Source organism: Mesorhizobium sp. M1B.F.Ca.ET.045.04.1.1 (assembly GCF_003952465.1).
Lineage (GTDB): Bacteria > Pseudomonadota > Alphaproteobacteria > Rhizobiales > Rhizobiaceae > Mesorhizobium > Mesorhizobium shonense.
Window position 1 is genome coordinate 7,581,401 of sequence record NZ_CP034448.1, and the last position, 15,010, is coordinate 7,596,410.

The 15,010-nt window shown below is 60.8% G+C and carries 18 protein-coding genes and 1 pseudogene; 8 read left to right on the top strand and 11 right to left on the bottom strand.

What is annotated here, in order from left to right:
* Positions 1-34: 34 nt before the first annotated feature.
* Together EJ071_RS40175 and EJ071_RS37245 are read left to right on the top strand one after the other, a co-directional pair.
* Positions 35-169 carry a hypothetical protein gene (locus tag EJ071_RS40175; RefSeq protein ID WP_281058890.1) on the top strand — a complete coding sequence of 45 codons (135 nt, stop codon included), beginning with the start codon at positions 35-37 and terminating at the stop codon, positions 167-169.
* A complete protein-coding gene (locus EJ071_RS37245; RefSeq protein WP_189521367.1) occupies positions 166-390 on the top strand; it encodes a hypothetical protein in 225 nt (74 codons plus the stop codon). The genes EJ071_RS40175 and EJ071_RS37245 overlap by 4 nt, the downstream gene beginning before the upstream one ends.
* A gap of 9 nt (positions 391-399) precedes the next feature.
* Here the strand turns inward: EJ071_RS37245 and EJ071_RS38940 are convergent, their stop codons facing one another.
* Positions 400-1,005, bottom strand: coding sequence for a hypothetical protein (locus tag EJ071_RS38940; RefSeq protein WP_189521368.1), 606 nt, complete (start codon positions 1,003-1,005; stop codon positions 400-402).
* Positions 1,006-1,059: 54 nt separating this feature from the next.
* Between EJ071_RS38940 and EJ071_RS37255 the strand changes: the two genes are divergently transcribed.
* A complete protein-coding gene (locus EJ071_RS37255; RefSeq protein ID WP_126102288.1) occupies positions 1,060-1,467 on the top strand; it encodes a hypothetical protein in 408 nt (135 codons plus the stop codon).
* On the opposite strand, the gene EJ071_RS37260 is transcribed toward EJ071_RS37255, so the two are convergent.
* The 4 genes from EJ071_RS37260 to EJ071_RS37275 form a co-directional block, all read right to left on the bottom strand.
* The gene (locus EJ071_RS37260; RefSeq protein WP_126102289.1) at positions 1,431-1,862 is read right to left on the bottom strand and encodes a hypothetical protein; all 432 of its coding nucleotides are present in this window, start codon (positions 1,860-1,862) and stop codon (positions 1,431-1,433) included. The two genes, EJ071_RS37255 and EJ071_RS37260, sit on opposite strands and share 37 nt — an antisense overlap.
* A complete protein-coding gene (locus tag EJ071_RS37265) occupies positions 1,852-2,106 on the bottom strand; it encodes a type II toxin-antitoxin system prevent-host-death family antitoxin (protein ID WP_126102290.1) in 255 nt (84 codons plus the stop codon). Before EJ071_RS37265 ends, EJ071_RS37260 begins: the two co-directional genes overlap by 11 nt.
* Positions 2,107-2,260: 154 nt before the next feature.
* Complete coding sequence (locus EJ071_RS37270; protein ID WP_126102291.1) at positions 2,261-2,710, bottom strand: hypothetical protein; 450 nt, start codon at positions 2,708-2,710, stop codon at positions 2,261-2,263.
* Between the two features lie 72 nt (positions 2,711-2,782).
* Positions 2,783-3,097, bottom strand: coding sequence for a zincin-like metallopeptidase domain-containing protein (locus EJ071_RS37275; RefSeq protein WP_189521369.1), 315 nt, complete (start codon positions 3,095-3,097; stop codon positions 2,783-2,785).
* A 152-nt stretch (positions 3,098-3,249) separates the two neighbouring features.
* On the opposite strand from EJ071_RS37275, the gene EJ071_RS37280 reads away from it, so the two are divergent.
* The 4 genes from EJ071_RS37280 to EJ071_RS37295 are packed head-to-tail and all read left to right on the top strand — an operon-like array spanning position 3,250 to position 8,411.
* Complete coding sequence (locus EJ071_RS37280) at positions 3,250-4,389, top strand: tyrosine-type recombinase/integrase (protein ID WP_126102292.1); 1,140 nt, start codon at positions 3,250-3,252, stop codon at positions 4,387-4,389.
* The gene (locus EJ071_RS37285; RefSeq protein WP_245460391.1) at positions 4,389-6,170 is read left to right on the top strand and encodes a site-specific integrase; all 1,782 of its coding nucleotides are present in this window, start codon (positions 4,389-4,391) and stop codon (positions 6,168-6,170) included. Before EJ071_RS37280 ends, EJ071_RS37285 begins: the two co-directional genes overlap by 1 nt.
* The gene (locus EJ071_RS37290; RefSeq protein WP_126102293.1) at positions 6,167-7,975 is read left to right on the top strand and encodes a hypothetical protein; all 1,809 of its coding nucleotides are present in this window, start codon (positions 6,167-6,169) and stop codon (positions 7,973-7,975) included. The genes EJ071_RS37285 and EJ071_RS37290 overlap by 4 nt, the downstream gene beginning before the upstream one ends.
* On the top strand, positions 7,965-8,411 hold the full coding sequence (locus EJ071_RS37295; RefSeq protein WP_126102294.1) for a hypothetical protein: 447 nt from the start codon (positions 7,965-7,967) through the stop codon (positions 8,409-8,411). The genes EJ071_RS37290 and EJ071_RS37295 overlap by 11 nt, the downstream gene beginning before the upstream one ends.
* On the opposite strand, the gene EJ071_RS37300 is transcribed toward EJ071_RS37295, so the two are convergent.
* Together EJ071_RS37300 and EJ071_RS37305 are read right to left on the bottom strand one after the other, a co-directional pair.
* The gene (locus tag EJ071_RS37300) at positions 8,395-9,294 is read right to left on the bottom strand and encodes a zincin-like metallopeptidase domain-containing protein (protein ID WP_126102295.1); all 900 of its coding nucleotides are present in this window, start codon (positions 9,292-9,294) and stop codon (positions 8,395-8,397) included. The two genes, EJ071_RS37295 and EJ071_RS37300, sit on opposite strands and share 17 nt — an antisense overlap.
* Positions 9,295-9,296: 2 nt before the next feature.
* A complete protein-coding gene (locus EJ071_RS37305; protein ID WP_126102296.1) occupies positions 9,297-9,983 on the bottom strand; it encodes an ArdC-like ssDNA-binding domain-containing protein in 687 nt (228 codons plus the stop codon).
* A gap of 305 nt (positions 9,984-10,288) precedes the next feature.
* On the opposite strand from EJ071_RS37305, the pseudogene EJ071_RS37310 reads away from it, so the two are divergent.
* Positions 10,289-10,780, top strand: a pseudogene (locus EJ071_RS37310) (chromate transporter); the annotation flags it as partial.
* Between the two features lie 223 nt (positions 10,781-11,003).
* Here EJ071_RS37310 and EJ071_RS37315 read toward each other — a convergent pair.
* The 4 genes from EJ071_RS37315 to EJ071_RS37330 all read right to left on the bottom strand — a co-directional run bounded on the left by EJ071_RS37315 (position 11,004) and on the right by EJ071_RS37330 (position 14,961).
* On the bottom strand, positions 11,004-12,044 hold the full coding sequence (locus tag EJ071_RS37315) for a sulfate/molybdate ABC transporter ATP-binding protein (protein ID WP_126102297.1): 1,041 nt from the start codon (positions 12,042-12,044) through the stop codon (positions 11,004-11,006).
* A 68-nt stretch (positions 12,045-12,112) separates the two neighbouring features.
* Positions 12,113-12,997 (bottom strand): sulfate ABC transporter permease subunit CysW, encoded by an 885-nt coding sequence (gene cysW / locus EJ071_RS37320; protein WP_126102298.1) that lies wholly within the window; start codon positions 12,995-12,997, stop codon positions 12,113-12,115.
* Complete coding sequence (gene cysT / locus EJ071_RS37325) at positions 12,990-13,841, bottom strand: sulfate ABC transporter permease subunit CysT (protein WP_126102299.1); 852 nt, start codon at positions 13,839-13,841, stop codon at positions 12,990-12,992. Before cysT ends, cysW begins: the two co-directional genes overlap by 8 nt.
* Positions 13,842-13,932: 91 nt before the next feature.
* Entirely contained in the window at positions 13,933-14,961 is a 1,029-nt protein-coding gene (locus tag EJ071_RS37330; protein ID WP_126102300.1) for a sulfate ABC transporter substrate-binding protein, read from the bottom strand.
* Positions 14,962-15,010: the final 49 nt, after the last annotated feature.

Below are 15,010 nucleotides of genomic sequence, written 5' to 3' on the forward strand. Positions count from 1 at the left end.
ATTCACGCGGATGAATTCCTTGAGGAAGGCGCGCATGACATCGATAGAGGTGGCCGCCGACAAGAGCGACATTGCGAAGGGAATGCGACCGAAGCGCCTGACGGCCGGCAAACTTCAGATGCATTCACGCATGAGCTGGAATGTTGAGCTTATGTTGCCTTCGACATGATGTATCTGGACGGACAGGATCTGCGAGCGTTGCCGGTGATCGAGCGGAAGGCCAAGCTTTGGGGGCTGGTGAAGCCGGCCGAGGGCGTCATCCAGTATTCGACACATGTCGAGGGCGGCGTCGCCGAATTCTACGGCGCCGTCGACAAGATGGGCCTGGGTCTCGAAGCGTCGGAACACCTCCTATACGAGCGGTGCGTCCGACGCCCGGGTCAAGACTAAGTGTCGGAGCTATCTCCGCGCGCTGACGGGAGCCTTTTTCAAGCCGGCTATCGGGAGTTTGTGGGTCACCAACCTGCCGTTGTAGGTATATTTGAGGAAGCCGAAATATCCGGTTTCGGAATAATCCACGAACACCGAATGCTCGCCTTCCTGGTCGATGATGGTGTCACCTGGCTCGAAAGGGTGGGGTGGTCCTTGGTTTACGGTCATTCCAGAACTCCCTATCAACGCGGCGAGAGCCCGACCTGGCCGGGGCTGCGAACAATTTGCCCCTTCTTCTTCCTCCTCCTCCACCGGCGGCCACTCGTAGCTACCGTCGGCGGGTTCATGGCCGAGCTCGATCAGCCTGGCTCGATCGTGCTTGAGAGCACGGATTGCGTGCACGGCTGCCTCGGCCTGTTCAGCCGGGTCGTCCGACAATTCGCCGGGCACATGGATGCCCAGGATTTCAAGGATGCTTTCGGTGAAGTCACAGCATGAATAGGTCATTAAGTCAGTCCTTGGTTGGAGTTTGTCGATCTTCGCTTCCGACAGGCCGGGGGATTGCGGCTTGAGCGAGCAATGAAGTCGCCCCAGACGAAGCCGTCTCGCTACTGCAGTTTTGTTGCCGAACATGCGAGCACAAGAAGGCGGCTTGTCGCCGCTGAATCGTCAGGAATGGAAGGGAGGATGGGTAACGACATCGGGGCGGCTCCTTTTTCAAGAGCCGGGTGGGAAACTCTCTCTCCCGTTGGGAAGCCCGGCACCCGGGCTTTCCCTGTCGCTTCCTCTTATATTATGAGCGTAACATTGGAGGGGCGGCTATTTGGGGGAGCCGCGCTCTGCTTCCTGGCGGCGATTTCGCGCGTAGGCTTTGAGTTCGTCCTGATTGTCGCGAACCCATTCCAGGGTTTTCAGGACACATTCGAGGCGAAGGACGTGCTCGGCCGCAGCGCGTTCATGGCGTCCGTGGGAACGAAGATGCTCGCGGCGGCGCTGTTCCAGCACCTCCTTGATCTCATCGATCTGAGCGAAGATGGACCTATCAGCCATGTTTGGACTTACGCTTTGGTGCGATCGATGCGGGCGCTGCCTTGACGGAAAAGCGGCAATGCTTCGTCGGCCAGGCGTTGCATGAATTGCTTGCTGAAGCGGCCAATCGGATCCTGATTTACATCGAGAGAATAGGATCGCTCCACGATGTCGTAATTGTATTCGCTGACGATGATCCACCCGCCTTTCCATTCCTTGAGCCCGCCGCGGCGGCACTCGATCTGAGGAAGTTCGATGGCAACCTGGTCGGCTTTGGGAGGAGTCGCAGAGACGGCTAGAAGGCCGACATGTGTCAGGCCGTTGGCACTTTTGAGGACCGTGAGGACACAGACCGGCCGAGGCTTCTCGCCGTCCTTCCGGCCCAATTCGAGCTGCCATTTAAAGACATAGTCATAATAGAAGATGTTGCCGTGTTTCAGCAGGTCGGCATTATTCCTCATAGCCTTCCCCCGCCGCCAGTCGCTCAAGATCGGCGGCGAATGCATCAGCCAGATCGTCGGGGGTTTCGCCGGCGCCATAGACTCGACGAGGATCGCCGGCTCGGCGGAGGCGATCATATTGTTCTGCGGTCATGAGGACGAACTTTCTTTTTCCGCGGCGGGTGATGTCGACTGGCGCAACGTAGGCCGCTTCGACAACTTCGCCGGATTTGTTGCTAAGATCGGTGAGGGAAAAGCTGCGCATGATGCACGCTCCTGAATTTGGCTTGACCCCATTTTAGGGAAGTTAGCTAAAATGGGCAAGACGAGGCTATCGCCACCGATGATGATGCGGGTCCAGACATGGTTGGCCATGCTTGTTGCCTTTCGCGATTGAGGAGAGGGCAGGAGAGGAGACGTCAGGAAGGGCTGCCGCTCGCGTCGGCGCCCTCCATGAGCACGGCGTTCGCCGTGATCAGGCCGATATCGATCGCATGCCGGATCGTGTTCTGGATCGCCGCGGTTTGGCCGAACGCGTGCCAGAGACCCCACAGGGCGCGACGGCGCGCATATTCGGGACTGCGCTTCCAGTCGTCATAGTTGGCGAAACCGGCCTCGCGGCCGTGGTCGACGCCGACAAAGGGCGGATGTCCGTCAAGTCGAGGCGGCGATGCGGGAGTTGGAAGGCGGCGCACGTCGAATACGCCGTCTGCTGCATGTCGGGCGTCGTCGTCACCGTCATCATGGATGGCGAACCAGTGAGTGCGAACGTCCTGGTCGAATTCGTTGTCCTTGTAGACGTGGTAGATTTCGACCCCTGCATGTTCCATGAACAGTTCGGCGGGCCGATGCTGGGTGATGTATGGCATGATCGTTTGCTCCAGATATGTGGAAAGCCCGGCGCGATGGTCGGGTTCGGGTTGAAGCGATTGATTGCGGTGTCAGGCGGCGGCTGCGAGCAGAGCGCCGTCTTTTGAGGCGGCGCCGGGCTGCAAGCTGTGCAGGTAAGCGGCGGCGCGTTCGGCATGCGCGGCGGCCTGGAAAATGGCGCGCTTATCGTTCTTCAGGACCTTTAGCCAGCTAGCGATATAGGCGGCGTGATCCTCGCGCGGCTCGGCCTCGATGCCGAGGTCCGCGCAGATCATACATGCAGAAATTTCGGCCACTACCTCCTCGATCGCATAGCCTTCATCTCCCCATGTCTTGCGGCCGAAATCGCGATCGAGGCGTGTTGGATGCTTTGTCCAATGGGACACTTCGTGTTAGGACCCATCTCCAGGGCGTCCTTTCTGTCATCTTCCTGAGCTGGAATCAGGACACTTTCTACGCTTGAGACGCTGTTCCGCTTCGCGGGGCGGGCCCGAGGGCCTGCCCCGCGAAGCGGCGGGTCGCACGAATTGGAGACCCCTTGGCCGAGTTGCTGTTCACGACTGATGAGTTTGCGCCGAATGGCACACCGTGCCCGGGCGTTCCTATGCTGCTCGATCACGAGATGCGGCTTGTCGAACCAGCTTGTGCCTGGCTGTTGCATATCGCTCTGGTGCGGGGACGAACGCGCAGTCGGCAGACCTGGCGCACCTATGGAGAAGCCCTTTATGACTGGTGGCAGACGCTCGAGGCCAATGAATGGATTTGGGACGAAATCGGCTTAGCCGAAATCGCCGCTTATCGGGATAGAATGCTCTCTCGTCCAAGCGAACACACTGGACGTGCATACGCGCGCAGCACGATCAACGGTCGTCTCAGAACAATGGCCCTCTTCTATCGCTGGTGCCTCGGTGCAAATCTTGTTCGCCACATACCGTTTACGGTAGATGAGCTGGCTCTATCTCGAAGCCGCCCCCAGGGCTTTCTGGCACACGTTGATGCGACTGGCGGAAGGCAGCTGGTCAACGAATTGACGGTTCGGCAGCCTCCGACACTGCCACGACCACTCTCGCCCGCCGCAGTGCGGCAAGTGATGAGCCGCGTGCGCACCAGAGACCGATTGATTGTCGAGTGGGCTGTCACAACCGGTATGCGCCGGATGGAAGTGGCCGGATTAAGACTGCGATCGCTTCCACGGTCCAGCGAGGATGCCTTGGTACCCATCAAAATCGACAGGACGAAGGGTGGCAAAGCGCGCACTGTCTATCCGCCACTGCCATTGGTCGATCGGACGATAGCATACTTGCACGAGGAACGGGCGGTCGCTGTCCGGCGCGCCAAATTGCGAGAAGCCGGCTTTGTTGAGCCCGATACGGTCTTCCTGACGGAAGCTGGCGGCGCGATGACCGCTCGCCGAATTGGCGCGATGTTCAGCACCTCGGCCGCAGCGGCAGGTGTGGCGACAAGCTTCCACGCCTTGCGCCATACATATGCGACCGCAATGCTGCGGTTCCTCCAACGGCGGGCACAAGACGAACCAGATCTCAACCCACTTCTTACGCTTCAGGTAATCCTGGGGCATGCCGATCTCGCCACCACAGCGATCTATCTGCGCGTTCTGGCGACAGACCTGAGCCTGGTGGAGGCAACTGTCGACGAACTCTATGAGGCTCTTCTGTGATGGTACGGCGGCGCAAGAATTATCGCCTCGATCGGTCACCCATACCGCTCATTGGCGCGCCCGGTTCTCTGGTGGTGAACTTCCTTGATCCGGATGGTCGGGCGGAAAATTGCTTCGACTTCTCTGTTCATAAAAGGGCGCCGCAAGTCGCCGCCGAAATCGCACTTGCCTTCCGCTATCATCATGCCGGCCACAGCCCGGCAACCCGCGTCGGAGACTTCCACGCCCTGCGTAAATGGTTTGCGTTCCTGTATGCGCACGAACCAGGCATAGGATCGATGAGCGACGTCGACACTGCGGTACTGCGTGCTTTTATCACCTTTCTCGACGCCAAACCCTGGGCGAAAAGTACGCGCCATTCCGCATGGTCCGTCGTCAAGCAGATGGTTGGCTGGCTGAAGCGAAACCGGCCCGATCTCGTCGCTTCCGATCTCGAAATCCCGTTCAATGCCTTCCCCCGCAAAAATGCGGAAACGCCCCCACGGGCGGTGCTCAGCAGATCGGAAATAGAAGCTGTGTTGGCGGCCGCGAGAAAAGACATCGAGGCGAGTTGGGACGCCTTCCGTATGGGGCAAAGCCTTCTATCGATGGTCGACCGGCGGCATATTGCGCAGGAGCGCGATCTGAAACGGCTCGATCTGGACGATCTAGGCGTGATGCTCGCGATCATCGTTGAGCAGTATGGTGGGCTGGTGCCGCGCCAGAGCGTGATGCTGGAGCGTGGCGCGAATCGTTCGCGATTGCACTTCGCGACGCTCAGGCATGGCGGCAGCCCGAAACTTACCGGCCATCTTCATATGATGCCCGAAACGCTCATCCCCTATATGATCGCCATCGGAGCGCAGACCTATGCCAATCCCGAAGCGTTGCGAGAGCTGCGTCGTGATTGCATGAGCGAGCATCTGCTTCTTGACGGGCGTTCGGTCATCAGATGGTCCAAAGGCCGTTCCAATCGAGTGCAACGCCGAAGCTTCCTTCGTGACAAAACCCTATCGGTGCCCAACCTCATCGACAGGGTTCTGCAGATGACGTCGCCGTTGCTGGCACATGTGCCGGCGCAAGATCGTGAGCGGCTCTTTGTGGTAGAGACGGTATATGGGTCGCGTACCGTCAGCCTGATACCTCCCTATCTCATGAGCAAGCACGTGCGTCTGTTTGCGCAACGGCACGGTCTTACCGACGACAGCGGCCAGCCTCTCTCTTTGACATTGGCCTCCTTGCGGGCAACTGGCCTCACTTTGGCGCATGAAGCACTCGGGCACGACATCCTGAAAACGCAAGTGTTGGCCAACCACGCCACTCCGGATACAACGCAGCGCTATATCGACCGACCGATCGTGCGAAGGGCTCAGCAACGCATCGTTGGCAGTCTTCAGGCGCAGTTCGTCGATCTCGTTCGCGGTGCTAACAGCGCTGATGATGAGAGATCTGATGCCTTGGCAATCGATGCCAGTCATGCCACGGCTGGTGGCTTCATTTGCAAAGATCCCTTCTCCGGTGTTGGAGAGGGTCAAAAAAGTGGCCGCCTATGCACGGCCTGGCTGGGCTGCTTCACCTGTCCGAATGCTGTTATCCCGCTTGACGCGGACGTCCTGGGGCGGTTGTTGTCAACGCGCGATGCGCTCGTTGCAGCACGTCAGACATTGGCGCCGGATCGCTGGCGGCTCCTCTACGCGCCGAAACTGGAAATCCTCGAGAACGACATCTTGTCCCGCTTCTCGCCGGAGCTTCACCTGGTCGCGTCCATGAAAACGGCGCCAGCTTTGCCGCTGATTGAATGAAAACGCATCCCGCCGGAAATCCTGTCGTGGTCGGATGGGCTGAAGCGCCGCTCTCGCCTTGGAGTCGCTTCGGCGACGATGAGTGGTTGCTGGACATCCGCACCGCCGGCCGGCGGCCCGACCAAAATAGAGTAAGCTGGGCGGTAGAGTTGCCGGAGGGAGCTGTCATCAGCGAAACGGCATGGCGCAGCCTCCATCGGACGGCAAAGCAGTTCTTATGGTCGATGGTCACCAACCCACCGACCGGTCGCAAACGTTTGTCACCGAGCTCCGTGCACAGCAAGAGCATCCCGCTACGAATCATGATCCGGTGGATGGCCTTCGATGGGCTGGAAACGTTCAGCGCCATCGATGTGACCGCGGTAGAGCGCTTGCGCGCTTGGCTGTTGGCGCGACCGGGATACAAGGCAAAGTCTGTACGTCCTAACACTATCGTCAACTACATCGTAGTGCTCAAGGATCTCTATCGACAGCGAGCCAAGCTCGATGATGCCCCGCTGGTAGACCCTCTGCCGCAAGAGACCACCTATGAAGCGGCAGGCTTGACGCCAGCGACGCGCGGCTCGATTCCATTCATTCCCGACGCCATTGCGATCTCATTGTTGAATACCGCGCTTCAGTGGGTGGAGGAGTATGGTCCGACAATCGTGAGAGCGGAGACACTGCGTCGCGAAGCGTGGGCATTGGGAGGGATCAACCAGCGCTCGTCTCATGCTCGTAAGGCCTTGCAACGTGCAAACCTGAAAGGTCCCGCGGGCGAAGGCCTGCTCGGAGCCTATGCGGTCCGCCATGCGGTTAATCATCTTGTCGAAGCCTGCTACATCGTCATTGCCGGCTTCGTCGGCATGCGCGTGAGCGAAATCCTCTCGATGGAGACCGGGGCCATCGATTACCATCCGATCGGCGAGACTGGAGTTGCGCAAGCCTATCTCGTGGCCAGGCTGTTCAAGACTGTCGACCAGCATGGTGGGCGAGTTGAACGCTGGATTGCTCCAGAACCGGTGGTAAAGGCAGTGGAGTTGCTCGAACAATTGAGTGCACCCCTACGCGCGGCCTCCGGAAGGCGTGAGCTCTTCCTCGTCAAGAATACCCAGTATGGCGAGATTGTGCCCGTCACCCAGATGCATATCGGCTGGCGGATCAATGATTTTGCTCGCCACGTCGGGGTGCCGCTGCACGAGGGAGAGCCTTGGGCGTTCAGCACGCACCAGTTCCGGAAGACCTTTGCGCGATTCATTGCCCGAAAGGACAGGTCGCAGCTTCTTGGCCTCGCCGAACACTTCAAGCATGCATCGGTCGCCATGACCGCGCGCGGGTACGTCGGCAACGACTTCGATCTTCGCGAACTGATCGACCACGAAAACCGGGCTGAAACGGCGACGGCGTTGGAAAGGATGCTGCTGAGTGATCGACTTGCCGGTCGCATGGGCGAGCGAATCGCAGCGAACAACGCGCGGTTCCGGGGACGAGCGGGTGAGCAGGTACGCCGGGATTACATCGAGTTCGTTCTCACCGATACCGATCTGCGCATCCATGCCTGCGACTATGGTTGGTGCGTGTTCCAGCGGGAGACCAGTCGTTGCGGCGGCGAGGTCGGTCCCAGCGAGGCTGGCCGGAGCCCGGCCGTCTGCCTGGGTTGCGCGAACATGGTGATTGAGCCGCGCCATGCGCCTTACTGGCGAGACCGTCGAGACCGAAATCTGAAATTGCTTCCCAAGGCCAACACGATGACGGCCGCTGTTCTGACAGAAGCGATCGAACAGTGCGAGACTATCCTGAGCAGGATCGGAGAACATGATGGTTGAACCACGCTCCCCTTCCGCTATGTCGGCGGCGCGGGCCTATCGTGCGGCCCTGGCCCGGCTGGTTCGGGGCGAGGGCCGCCATCCCGATCATCAGGGGCGGATCGTCCGGATCAGCCCTGCTTCAGTTGCACGTGAGGCGGGAAAAAGTCGAAACCCGCTCTACACGACACATCGGGACATCCTCGATGAAATTGAGGCCGCCGCTCAGGGACCCGGGCCTGCGAAGGATTTAGCCGGAAAGCTTCGCGAGCTGGAGGCCGAAATTGCCCTCTTGCGCGCCGATGCCAGACGTCATGCGGAAGAAAGGCGTGGTCTGGCAAGCCAAAACCTTGCGTTGTTCCACAGGGCAAGGACGGCGGAGGGGCAATTGGCGTCGCTACAGCGGCGAGCTGCAATGGCGCCCGCCGCCGAGCCGTCGGCTACGCGGCGGCGCTGAGTTCGGCCGAAGGTTGCTGCGCGTGCATCCAATCGACGGCCTTCTGAGCCCTGCTCGCAGCTGCAAAGATGGCGGAAGAATCATTGCGAAGGACCTTCAACCAGCTGGCAATGTAAGCCGCGTGATCGGGCCTCGGGCGAGCCGCAATCGATAAGTCAGCGAGTACCATCGCGGCCCCCAAATCCACGAGGACCTCCTCCATGGCATAGGCCTCAGAACCGAAACGACCTGAAAGGTCTCGGTCGAGCCGGTGCTTGGCTCCAGTCGCATGAAGGCCTTCATGAAAAAGGACGCTATAGTGCGACGCGCTGTCCTTGAAGTCGGCGATAACCGGAACATGCACCCTGTCGGCAGAGGGGAGGTAATATGCCTCGCTGCCGCCGAAGACGGTATTGATCCCGAGATTGGCGTAAAATGTATCGGCTTCGCTGATGCGGTCGTTGCCTGAACGGGCGACAATTGGCTCAGGCTCATATCCGTCAACTTGAGCGCAGTTGAACACCGAATAGCCACGCGCAAAAAGCATGGTGCGCTCCGAACCGTCGGTGTCGGCCTCACTCCCTTCGTCAGACTTGCCGCGAACCGGGCTCCAGAAGACGACCGTCGTTGATCGCTCGCCTCCGCGGACCTGGGCACCGAGGGCTTGCCATTGGCGATATGTTCCCCACACGCCTCTGGGATAACCCGCGCTTTGCGCTGCTGCCCAAAGCGTGAGAGTGTTCACACCGCGGTACGGCTTTCCGGAGGCAATATTTGTAGGTCGTGACGTCGCCGTTCCATCATGGTGCCACGGCATAACGAACTCACCAGCGCCGGCTTCAATCGCCGCGATGATCGCCTCGGTGACTTGAGCGTAGACGCCTGCGCGCTTCTGAGAGGTCATGATTATGCCCTCCCTGCTTGCGCTGCAACGGGAAGGACACTTGCGGCGAAACCTAATTCGTGCGCGACTACGGACACGAACGATTCGGGGGATTCGAACGCCTCGAAGAGGGGGCATGCGATGAAGTCGCCGGCAGGACTATAGAATGCCTTGTTGCCGCCGAAGCGGATCTCCGCGCCGGTATTGGCGAAGAAGGCATCGGCGGCGTCGAAGCGCTCCATCGGCGAACGAGGCTCGATCGCGGCGGGACAGAACTGCGCCGGCAGGTTGTCGATCTGGTCGCAGTTGAAGACAGGGTAGCCTTTGAGGAAACGGATGCGCTGGTCGATTTCCTCGCCGTTTTCGGCTTCCTCGGTCTTTTCGATTGCGCCGGCATAGACGACGAGGGTGGAGGTTTGGCCCTTTGTGACCTGGCCGCCGAGTTCCTGGGCCTGTCGATAAGTCATCCAGTAGGGCGAGGCGTAGCCGTTGGCGGTAGCCTCCATCCAAAGAAGCACGGTATTGATGCCGCGATAGGGGACGCCGTTATGGCGCAAGGGGCGCGTCGGCGTGCCGTTTGCGCCCCATGGCTGATGCCAGGGCCGCACACCCTTTTCGAGTTGCTCCACGATCTTGTCGGTGATGCGCTGATAGACGTCCTTGTCGGGACGCCGGGTGTTGGCGGAACGCTTGGCGGTTTTGCTGGTCATGATGCTTTCTCCGGTCAACGGACCGGGGAAAGCCTCTCTCTCCCACTCAGGCCCGTTCGACCGGGCCTGCGCTTTCTCTCGCTCTCTAGAATGATTGGCTGCCTGTCCGCCTTTTACTGGCCGAACGGAACGGCAGGGCTTGTTAGACGTTTCAGGTTTGCCGCAGCGCCGGCCTCGCAAGAGCGATCATAGCCCGCATGGGGCGAGACCCGCTTGCCGGGGCATGGAAAGCGGAAGCCGGGCCTTAGCGGAGCTTGAGCGCGGTCGCGCAGCGACCTGCCGCGAGAATCCAGGTAAGGTTGGCCTGGTTGCTTCCAGGGGAGATCACTCACGAAGGAGACCGTTGCCTCGGCATGGCCGAGACCACTCCTGGCCCCTTGATCATGGTTACGCAGTTCGTCTCGCTCATGGAGGCGTATCGCGCTTCGGGTTCGCTGAGTCCTCTGCTTGCGGGCACGCTGGGCGGATTGCTGACGACCTGGGTGACCTCTTTGTGCCCTGCTTCCTGCGGATCTTTCTCGGCGCGCCGTTCATTGAGAGCCTCAGGAGCAACAAGGCGCTGTCGGCGGCATTGTCAGCGATTACTGCTGCAATTGTCGGCGTCGTCCTCAATCTGGCAGTCTGGTTCGCGTTGCACGTGCTGATCGCTCAGCTCCACGAGATCCATGGTTTTGGATTTGCTGTGGACGCCCCCTGGGTTGAGCTCCGTGAAAATCGCCTCCCTGATCCTGACGCTTGGCACGATGATCGCAGTCTTCCGCTTCAAGGTCGGCATGATCGCGGTGCTTGCGGGATGACCCAACACTTTAAAGGTCTTTGATGTGCCCTGAAATTCGAACGGTGTGATGACTTCCGTAGGCATTCGTTATCGGTTCGAAGCGTGTCCCCTGTTAGTCCTCACGATTGAAGCCGCCATAATTCCGGTCGATGCGTCCAAGGGGGCTGACATCAAATGCACACTGCGTGTGCCGATCGCAACCATGCGCGTAACGGGCCGTTCCGGCGACGTGGGCGCCCCGCTCAGCTCTGCCGAAAAAGCTTCCAGCGCCCAGGCCTGAAGGCCACGCGGCTCTTCTGTGCCGCGGGATGGTCGATAGGCAGCTCGATCTCGACGCGCTGGCGCTCGCCGCCGACCTCGAGCTCGACCCGTCTGGTGCCGGCGACGCGGCGGCTCGCGGCAACCGTGCCGGCGATGCAGCCGCTGCAGCCGTCGAGCAGCTCTACATCGTGCGGACGGAAATAGAGCAGTGCCTCGCCGGAGGCAGCGTTTGGCGCCGGCAAGCCGATCGGCCGGTCGGCGAGCCAGATCTCGCCGTTGTCGACCCTGACCGGCAGCGAGCTTGATTCACCAATGAAGCTGTAGACGAAGGGCGAGTTCGGCGTGTCGTAAATCTCGTCGGCCGAGCCGACCTGCTCGATGCGGCCCTGGCTCATGACCACGACGCGGTCGGCGAGCTCCAGCGCCTCTTCCTGGTCGTGCGTGACGAAGACGGTCGTGTGGCCGGTGCGGTCATGGATCTCGCGCAGCCAGCGGCGCAGCTCGCGGCGCACCTGCGCGTCGAGTGCGCCGAACGGTTCATCAAGCAAAAGCACCTTGGGCTCGATCGCCATGGCGCGGGCGAGCGCCACGCGCTGGCGCTGGCCGCCGGAGAGCTGCGCCGGATAACGCTTTTCGAGACCTGAAAGCTGGACTAGATCGAGCAATTCCGACGCCCGGCGGCGGATTTCCTGCGTCGATGGCCGCGCGGCGCCATGCCGGACCTTCAGGCCGAAGCCGATATTGTCGGCCACCGTCATGTGACGGAACAGCGCGTAGTGCTGGAAGACGAAGCCGACATTGCGCTCCTGGATCGACTTCTGCGAGGCGTCCTCGTCGCCGAAGAAGATGGCGCCCTTGGTTGGCCGCTCCAGGCCGGCGATCAGCCGCAGCAGCGTCGTCTTGCCGGAACCGGACGGCCCAAGCAGCGCGATGAGCTCGCCCGACTTGATGTCGAGCGACACGTCGTGGAGCGCCGGAAACAGCTCAAACTCCTTGCGCACGTTGACGACGCGAACTTCCATACAAATCCCTCAGTTCGTTGACGCCGTCGTTGTCCCAAAACCGCCAGGCTTTGGGCGACAGCTAATCTTCAGTGTCCGCGCGTTGCGGCGATCTCGGCGCCGTAGCGCATCTCGAGAAGTGTTTTCAAGACCAACGTCACCAGCGCCAGGCCGGCAAGCAGCGAAGCGACCGCAAAGGCGCCGACCGCGTTGTATTCATTGTAGAGGATCTCGACATGCAGCGGCATGGTGTTGGTGAGGCCGCGTATGTGGCCGGATACCACCGAGACCGCGCCGAACTCGCCCATGGCGCGTGCGTTGCACAGCAACACGCCGTAGAGCAGCCCCCATTTGATGTTGGGCAGCGTCACATACCAGAAGGCCTGCCAGCCGCTGGCGCCAAGCGAGAGCGCCGCCTCCTCGTCGCCATTGCCTTGTTCCTGCATCAGCGGGATGAGCTCGCGCGCGACAAAGGGGAAGGTGACGAAGACCGTTGCCAGAACGATGCCGGGCACGGCGAACAGGACCTGGATGCCATGCGCCTTCAGCCATGCGCCGAGCAGCCCTTGCGCGCCGAACAGAAGCACATAGACCAGGCCGGAGATGACCGGCGAGACCGAGAAGGGCAGGTCGATCAGCGTGGTCAGGAACGCCTTGCCCTTGAACTCGAACTTGGCGATGGCCCAAGCGGCCGAAAGGCCGAAGACAAGATTGAGCGGCACCGAGATCGCCGCCACCAACAGGGTCAGGCGGATGGCCGAGCGCGTGTCGGCATCGCCCAGGGATTGGAAATAGGCGCCGACGCCCTTGGCGAAAGCCTCCTTGAACACGATGATCAGCGGCAACAGCAGGAAGACGCCGAGAAATACCAGCGTGACGACCGTCAGCGTGATGCGGACGGGACGGCTTTCAGTGACCGCCGCCGACCGGCTCTCATGCAATGGTTCGTAGGATTTGATTTCGGGATCAGCCATAGCGCTTGCGGCTCCATGTCTGCACGAGGTTGATGACCAGCAGCATCGCGAAGGACAGCCCCAGCATGATCGCGGCGATCGCGGTTGCGGCGGGATAGTTGTACTCCTCCAGCCGGATGACGATCAAAAGCGGTGCGATCTCGGATTTGTAGGGCAAGTTGCCGGCGATGAAGATGACCGAACCGTACTCGCCGACACCACGCGCGAAGGCGAGCGAGAAGCCGGTGGCGATGGCGGGCGCCAGGCCGGGCAAGAGCACGCGGGTGATGATCTGGAAACGGCTGGCGCCGAGCGTGGCGGCGGCCTCCTCGACCTCCTTGTCGAGTTCCTCCATGATCGGCTGGACGGTGCGCACGACGAAGGGCAGGCCGATGAAGACCAGGGCCACGACAATGCCGAGCGGCGTGTAGGCGACCTTAATGCCGAGCGGCATCAGCAATTTGCCGAGCCAGCCGCTGGGAGCGTAGAGCGTGGTGAGCGCGATGCCGGCGACCGCAGTGGGCAGTGCGAAAGGCAGGTCGACCATGGCGTCGACGATACGGCGGCCAGGGAAACGGTAGCGGACCAGCACCCAGGCGACGAGCGTGCCGAAGACGACGTTGACCGCGGCGGCGATGAACGCGGCGCCGAAACTGATCTTGAGAGCCGTTAGCGTGCGCCGATCGGCGGCTAAAGCCCAGAAATCGGCCCAGCCAAGTGCCGCCGAGCGCCAGATGAGCCCCGAAAGCGGGATGAGGATGATGAGCGTGAGGTAGGCAAGCGAGAAGCCGAGCGTCAGTCCGAAACCCGGAATGACACTCGGCTGTCTGAATCGCCACCCCGCCTGGGCGGGTGCTGTGGTCATGCTGTTCTGGATGTCCCCTCTATTCAACCAGAATGGCTACGCGCAGTCGCATCCGGCCGGTATGCCAATGAGGCTTACCGGCCGTCCGGCCTCACTTGGTCGGCTTGTAGATCTGGTCGAATATACCACCGTCGCCGAAATGGTAAGGCTGTGCCTTCTTCCAGCCGCCGAATTGCGGGTCGTCGATGGTGACCAGCTTGATCTGCGGCAGCTTAGCGAGATCCTCGGCCGGCACCAGCTCGGGCTTGGCCGGGCGATAATGGTTCTTGGCGATGATGGTCTGGCCTTCCTTCGAATAGAGATAGGAAAGGTAGGCTTCGGCCACCTTGCGCGTGCCCTTGGCGTCGACGTTGGCGTCAACGACGGCGACCGGCGGCTCAGCCAGGATCGAGGTCGGCGGGTAGACGATGTCGAAATTATCGGCGCCGAATTCGTCAAGCGCCAGATAGGCGTCGTTTTCCCAGCCGATCAGCACGTCGCCCAGGCCCTTTTGCGCGAAGGTGACGGTCGAACCGCGAGCGCCGCTGTCGAGCACCGGGGCATTGGCATAGAGCTTGCTGATAAATTCCTTGGTCTTGGCCTCGTCATTGCCGTCTTGCGCGTTGGCATAGGCCCAGGCCGCGAGATAATTCCAGCGCGCGCCGCCCGAGGTCTTCGGGTTGGGCGTAATCACCTGCACGCCGTCCTTGACGAGATCGCTCCAGTCGTGAATGCCCTTGGGATTTCCCTTGCGCACCAGGAAGATGATGGTCGAGGTGTAAGGCGCTGAATTGTTTTCGAATTTCTTGCGCCAGTCGGGGTTGATCTTCTTCGACTTCGAGACGACGGCGTTGATGTCGCCTTCGAGCGCCAGGGTCACCACGTCGGCATTGAGGCCGTCGATCACCGCCCGGGCCTGGGCGCCGGATCCGCCATGCGATTGCTGGATGGTGACGGTTTCGCCGGTTTCTGCCTTCCAGTGCGCGGCGAAGGCCTCGTCATAGGCCTTGTAGAGCTCACGTGTCGGGTCGTAGGACACGTTGAGGATGGTGGTGTCGGCAAACGCGAAACCGAGCGTGCCGAGCTGGACGGCCCCTGCGAGTAAAGGGGCAACTAGCCATGTCTTGAGAGATCGAGTCATTGGGGTCTCCGTTTGCGATCTCATCAATCTACTAATTTAGTAGGAATTA